The organism is Bartonella sp. AP57NXGY (genome assembly GCF_042195805.1).
Lineage (GTDB): Bacteria > Pseudomonadota > Alphaproteobacteria > Rhizobiales > Rhizobiaceae > Bartonella.
Window position 1 is genome coordinate 1 of sequence record NZ_JBHIOZ010000334.1, and the last position, 1,116, is coordinate 1,116.

Sequence of the window (1,116 nt, forward strand, 5' to 3'; positions counted from 1 at the left end):
ACAATTAAACGCAGCGCTGAAAAAGCGCATGTAGTGCTCGTGTCATGGGGGAGGCGTAAGTTTTAGATCATGCCATTGCTTCACGGCTTGGGGAGAGGGCATCGATTGTTTTTCTCATTTTACGCTGATCTCTGGGGGAAAAGGGCTGTTGGCAATGAATAGGCTGATGATAGGTTTGTAATAGGCTTGTATAGGCTTTAATGGGGCGGTTTATCGGAAGTTTTGTTGTTTTCTGTGAATTTGCAAAATCGTAAAAACGTGAAACTGCAAAAAGGCGTGTGGTTGCTCAAGAGCCGTGAGGGTTGTGGGGAGGATATGGGGTAAAGAGGGTGCCAATGGAGGCGTAAAGGTTGGATTGTGCAATGCGTCAAAATTGGAATGTGGGAATGGGGGATTGGGGGAATGGAGGGCGTTGGGGGAAAAGGGCTGATGGCAATGAATAGGCTGATGATAGGCTTTAATGGGGCGGTTTATCGGAAGTTTGCTTGTTTTCTGTGAATTTGCAAAATCGTAAAAACGTGAAACTGTAAAAGGGGGTGTGGTTGCTCAAGAGCCGTGACGGTTGTGGGGAGGATATGGGGAGAAAAGGTGCCAATGGAGGATGGTTGGATTGTGCAATGCGTCAAAATTGGAATGGGGGAATGGGGGAATGGAGGGCGTTGGGGGAAAAGGGCTGTTGGCAATGAATAGGCTGATGATAGGTTTGTAATAGGCTTGTATAGGCTTTAATGGGGCGGTTTATCGGAAGTTTGTTGTTTTCTGTGAATTTGCAAAATCGTAAAAACGTGAAACTGTAATAGGGTGTGTGGTTGCTCAAGAGCCGTGATGGTTGTGAGAGGGGGTAAGTCCGTGTGAGAAGGGTTAGAAAAACGTTTGGTTTTGGAGCTGTTGATATAGGCATGCTGTTTAGAGGCGTAAGGGAGGGGATTGTTCGTTCTCAAAGCCTATGATGTAAGAGAGTATGGGCTATTCAAGAGGGTGTTCGGGTATGGATAGAGATTGAAGGGGGACTGCTTCTTTGCAAAGCCATAGGTGTTGCTCATAAGTTTTGTTTATTCATATGGTTTTTTATGGCATCCAGTACCTGTTGGCTTATCTCCTTATGGGTCAGCCATC

Annotated in this window: 2 protein-coding genes; both read left to right on the forward strand. The window is 46.0% G+C overall.

Features of this window, described 5'->3' with window-relative positions; genetic code table 11:
* The first annotated feature begins 357 nt into the window (after positions 1–357).
* On the forward strand, positions 358–498 hold the full coding sequence (locus ACFIL8_RS10720; RefSeq protein WP_375689759.1) for a hypothetical protein: 141 nt from the start codon (positions 358–360) through the stop codon (positions 496–498).
* A gap of 44 nt (positions 499–542) precedes the next feature.
* Complete coding sequence (locus ACFIL8_RS10725; protein WP_375689761.1) at positions 543–686, forward strand: hypothetical protein; 144 nt, start codon at positions 543–545, stop codon at positions 684–686.
* The last annotated feature ends 430 nt before the right edge of the window (positions 687–1,116 follow it).